Here is a 5,080-nt window from a genome sequence, read left to right as displayed (position 1 = left end):
GTCACCAGCGCCCGCGTCTCATCCTTGGTGACATCCAGGCTCACCACTTCGGAGACGTATTGCTGGCCATCCAGGATCACGGAGGGAATCTGCCACTCCTTCAAGAGTTTCCCGCTGACGATATCCCAGAGCTGTAGCCTCCCGTACGGCTCATCATCCACCGTACCGTCGGCACTCCGGAGCGCTTTTACCCCCATTCCACCTACCAGTAAGCGTCGGCTGTCTTTCATCCAGTGGAGCAAGCCCGCGCACGGCAGCTCGCGCGTCGTCCGGCCTGTGTCGCTCTCCCAGATACGAACCTGCCCTCCGCCACTGGTGGCCACCCAGCGGCCATCGAGTGAGACCTGAGCCGAGAGCATCTCCGTGTGGGCCTTCGGAGGCATCATCGTCAGCGGCCCCACAGGAAGCTGCGGAGCAAGCACGGCGGGTTTAGGCTTTGGTTTTCCCGTCTGGGGTAAGCCCGCGTGCCCACTCAGCACAAGGCCCATCCCAACAGCAAGAGCGATCAGTGTCTTTTTCATATTTGATTATTGCCTAAGATCGGATTGTCAGAAAGACCATGTCGGTGGCCCAGCCCTCGACAGTGATGGGCTGCTGCTCTGAGCGTGCGGGCAATACCTCGATCCCACGTGCGCCTCGATTAAGCTCGCGCTTGAGCTGTGCCAGAAGCTCCGCCGCGATACTCGTGCCTGCGCCACTCAGGGCAGAAAAATCCCCGTTGGCTCCCTCCAGCACCTCGAGATTAATGGGAACCGTGGTAACAATGGCCTTCACCGCCTCGCTACCTGCTGGCCCGGTTACCCGCAGGCGAAACAGATTCGGTGCAGGCAGACGGATCGTCTCTCCGGCACGTAGCTTGTTTTCTCTGGCGTACTTGTTGGGATAGAGCACCGTCACCTTACCTGCCGGGTCCACATCGAGCAGATACAAGTAGCAGTCCTGGCTGGCGCGTGCGGTGAAGCCGATGGTGTCGCCGATCTTGACAGTATCAAAGTCACGGCCATTGACTTGAAGATCAATATCAATCTTGGACTTTGGGTTCTCTAGGTGCACAAGCTGATTCACCGTTGCCATGTTCTCCAGAACCTGTCCCACTTTAGGAAATAGCGCATCTAGGTCGCTGCCAGAGATAGTGGGAAGCTGCTGCTGATTGCGAAACACTTTAATCGCGATGTCCTTGCCCGGAAGAAGTTCAAGCTCAGCCTCGTGCGGCGCTTTTGCATCCACGACCTCGGCGAACTTCAGAGCGTTGATGCGGCTTGTCAGCGATGTGCGCAAAGAGGGATTTCCTAAAATCGCTACCCGCAGCTTTGGCGTTTCGAGAAAATGAAAGGCCTCACGGAGTGGCTCGCCTTCGGCCACCATGCCGGAGAGAAGCGCACAGGTGGCCTGACGGGCATCGTGCTGGCTGAGCCGAAGGGTCGCCCCACTCTGGCTGTGGTAGATGCTCCCGCGTGTCAGCTCCACCCCCACAGGTGCTTCGATAACCACCGTTTTCCCCTGCACCCCCTTAACCTTCGCTGTCCAGGTCGTCCACGGAGCGGTGGGGGCTGGCTCTGTTGCCACCGCCCCACCCCCCAGTGCTAACCGCTGCACCCCTTCTCCCTCCAGCTGCGGAACCTGGTCGAACTTCATTTTCTGTAGGGTCAGGGCGACTTCTTTGTGGATGTCCTGGTAGGTTGCATTGGCAGGCTTAGTGTAGGCCGCTCGCAGAAACGAGAAGGTGAGTGCGCCCATATACGGGTTGATGGGCTGGTCCCCACAGTACTTTCCCTTTGCCTTGCGCTGTGCCAGAAAGGCATCCACTTTCGCTTTGTCCGAAGCATCAAGAAGAACAGTGGAATCGGACGACGTTTGATCAGAGCGGCATCCGGTGAGCAAAACGGTGGTCTCTCCATCAGGCTTCAGGTCATCGGCTCCTGCTCGTGTGGAGCTTGCCACGGGAGGCATGTTCTTGATCGTCACTTCCAGAGAGCGTGACTGATCACTCCCCCGAAGGCCGGTGCCACTGTGGCACGAGTCGAGCATCACAAATACATTCTTGGTACGGAGCTGTCCAACCCATTTTCCAAGATCATCATCCGTGACATAGGAACCAACAGTATTACTGAAATCGTACGGGCACAGGGCTTCGTCCTTACCATCTTGTTCATCGCCATTCGTATCGGGCACCTGCGTGCCATGACCGGAGTAGTAAAACACCACCAGATCGCCGGGAGCTGCCTTCTGAATCAGATGCTCGCGAAAAGCGCGCTCAATACCTGCACGTGATGCCGCCGACTTTTCCAGGCTCAGAATATTTTCGGGCTTGAAGTTGTAGACATCTTCGAACGCTTTACGCATTAAGGGAAGGTCATTCATTGGCCCGCTGAGCCAGTTGTCGCGCAGCACACTTTTCATCTCCGTCACCCCAATAAACAGCGCATATTTTTCAGCATATGCTCTGTTTGGCAGTGTAACGAGAAGCAGTAAGAGAATTAGTAAAATTCCCCAATATCTCTTCCTGAAATATTTATGCATCATGCCTCCCAGTTTAGCATGCCTTCGTTACGACAGCGTTACAGAGGATGAAGGTAAAGGCTAATCCGGAAGTGTATCGAGAAATGACTTAAACTCGGCGAGGCGCTGGAGAATATCGCCCGACGGTCCGCCATTCTCGGAGGTCCAGACTTGTTTTGCCCACTGATTCAGCTCACGCATGCCCACCCAGCGAATGTAGGCACTCTCGGCACGCTCGGCGGCTTTCTGAGAGAGTCCACCCAAGTTATAGAGGAACGCGGCTTGGGCATTCACCGCCGCACGGGCCGCGATAATCTTCTCGACAGTGGCAGTGGAGAGCTGCTGGGTTCCTGCATGGCGGTAGAACAGTGCCGCCCACTCACCCTCACCCTGGAGCACCACCCGCTGCGCTGCGCTATCATGCCGGGTGGGCATCAGCCCTAGAATGAAAAGAACGCCCAGCAACCGCCGTAAGATCTGGCTCTCCGAATCGCTGGCCTTACTGGGGGTGGTGACGAGCTTACCGAGCTGCTCCAGTGCCGCAAAATGCACCTCCAGCCGCTCCCGATCCCGTGCCACAGACGCCTGCGCTAGGTGCTCCGCATGCTCCTCAAGATGCTTTCTTGCCAGCGGATCTAGCACCCCCAGCTTCAGCGCGGTCTCAGGATGCACCAGCACTCCGCCCAGCCGCCGCACCAGGAGAGCACCAAAGGCCAACATCCCAAAATAGCCAAACGTGTAGACGGTCCCCACGATCCCGGAGATTCCAACTGTCAGGATAAGCACCAGTGCTTCAAGCCGCGCGGTCTGGAGTTTCTTCACAAACTCCACAATAAAAATGGCCTTTCGATTCTCACGGTCCAGCGTGATGCGATCCCGATCCCGGTGGATACGCTCTTTGACGCGCCGCACCAGCCCCGAGGAACCTTTGCCATCCGCAAGCTTGCGGGAGCTGCCCCCCGCCCCCGTCCACAAGTTACGAATCGCCTCTTCCCCGGTGAAGAACGGCAGGATCGGCCCGGCAGCATACTGCCCCAGCTTCCAGTGCCGGTCGTGCTTGGCGCGTAGCTCGGCGTTGTTGAGCACTTCGTAGGCGAGGTTGACCTGCACCTGGGCATCGTGCGAGCCGCCCCGGTCGGGGTGCGCACGCCGCGAGGCTTGCTTGAATGCCGCTCGAATCTCGCTCTCCGAGGCTCCCAGAGCGACACCCAGCACCTCGTAGCAGTTAAATTTTGTCCAGGACTTAACAGTCATACCGTAGTCTTGCAGGGACGGTTCGGCACAATCCCCCCCAGCCCCTCCTTTTACTTATCGGCAGACAGGATCTATTTTTACAATCCCCCCAAGAGAGATCGCACAGACAGGACTTTCTGACTGTCAAGGCGAAACGTAGCCTCATGACTCCGCTTTTATCTCTCCTCTCGCTAGGAACCCTTCTTTGTGGGCTATCACCTCGTGCAGTGACGCTGCCAATTCCCCCTATTGCCCAGACGGTCACGCAAGAAAAAGTCACCTCCCCCCAAGCCTTTTTTGGGTTTGAGATCGGTGCCGACTACCGCCTGGCGAACTACACAAAGCTCGCCGCGTACTGGCACCAACTAGACAAGGAGTCAGAGCGAGTAGTCGTCCAGGAAATCGGCAAGACTGCTGAGGGCCGACCGCAGCTCATGGCCATCGTGACCTCCCCCGCCAACCACAAGAAGCTAGCGCTCTACAAAGAAATCTCCGCGCGGCTGGCGCGGGCAGAGGGTCTGACGGAGGCGGAGGCAAAGAAACTGGCGGCGACCGGCAAAGCGATTGTCTGGATAGACGGCGGCCTGCATGCCACGGAAGTGCTCGGCTCCCACCAGCTCATCGAGACCGCCTACGAGCTGACGCGCTCCAACGACCCGGAGGTGCGGCGCTTTCTGGATGACTGCATTATCCTACTGGTGCACGCAAACCCGGATGGCATGGAGCTGGTCTCCGACTGGTACATGCGCAACCCCGACGAAAAAAAGCGCAGCTTCGATATCCCACGTCTCTACCAGAAGTACATCGGGCACGATAACAACCGGGACTTCTACATGGGAGCCCAGGCGGAGACCCAGAACATGCTCCGTATCCAGTACGACCAGTGGTTCCCCCAGATTGTCTACAATCACCACCAGACCGGCCCGGCGGGCGCAGTGCTCTTCGCCCCGCCGTTCCGCGCTCCGCACAACCACCACTTCGACCCGCTGGTTGTCACGGGAATAGATCTCGTGGGGACATCCATGCACAATCGCTTCGTGCTGGAGGACAAGCCCGGCGCAGTGCGGCGCACTCAGGCCAGCTACCAGACCTGGTGGAACGGCGGCCTGCGCACCACAACCTACTTCCACAATATGATCGGTCTGCTCACCGAGACAATCGGAAACCCAACCCCCATTGATATCCCGTTTATACCGGACAAGCTCGTGCCACAAGAGGACTATATCTACCCGATCACTCCCCAAAAGTGGCACTTCCGTCAGTCTATAGACTACTCCCTCACCGCAAACTTTGCCGTGCTCGATATCGCCTCGCGCCACCGGGAGCAGTTCCTCTACAATATCTACAA

4 protein-coding genes are annotated in these 5,080 nt (G+C 57.8%); 1 reads left to right on the top strand and 3 read right to left on the bottom strand.

The features are described 5' to 3' along the window. The 3 genes from ACH2EH_RS09090 to ACH2EH_RS09080 form a co-directional block, all read right to left on the bottom strand. Positions 1-521, bottom strand: a 521-nt coding sequence (locus ACH2EH_RS09090) for a hypothetical protein (RefSeq protein WP_395140952.1), incomplete at its 3' end; no start/stop codon positions are given. A 13-nt stretch (positions 522-534) separates the two neighbouring features. Next, entirely contained in the window at positions 535-2,520 is a 1,986-nt protein-coding gene (locus ACH2EH_RS09085) for a DUF4384 domain-containing protein (RefSeq protein ID WP_395140954.1), read from the bottom strand. Positions 2,521-2,580: 60 nt separating this feature from the next. Then, positions 2,581-3,753 carry a J domain-containing protein gene (locus ACH2EH_RS09080; protein ID WP_395140950.1) on the bottom strand — a complete coding sequence of 391 codons (1,173 nt, stop codon included), beginning with the start codon at positions 3,751-3,753 and terminating at the stop codon, positions 2,581-2,583. A gap of 143 nt (positions 3,754-3,896) precedes the next feature. On the opposite strand from ACH2EH_RS09080, the gene ACH2EH_RS09075 reads away from it, so the two are divergent. Next, on the top strand, positions 3,897-5,080 hold a 1,184-nt coding region (locus tag ACH2EH_RS09075; protein ID WP_395140948.1), incomplete at its 3' end, for a M14 family metallopeptidase.

The organism is Armatimonas sp. (assembly GCF_043760365.1).
Lineage (GTDB): Bacteria > Armatimonadota > Armatimonadia > Armatimonadales > Armatimonadaceae > Armatimonas.
Note: the sequence above shows the minus strand (reverse complement) of the source record. Positions and strands in the feature narration are given on the sequence as shown.

Excerpts from the sequence above, each read along its gene's own strand:
- ACH2EH_RS09085 (WP_395140954.1), bottom strand. The coding sequence starts at position 2,520 with ATGCATAAATATTTCAGGAAGAGATATTGGGGAATTTTACTAATTCTC.
- ACH2EH_RS09080 (WP_395140950.1), bottom strand. The coding sequence starts at position 3,753 with ATGACTGTTAAGTCCTGGACAAAATTTAACTGCTACGAGGTGCTGGGT.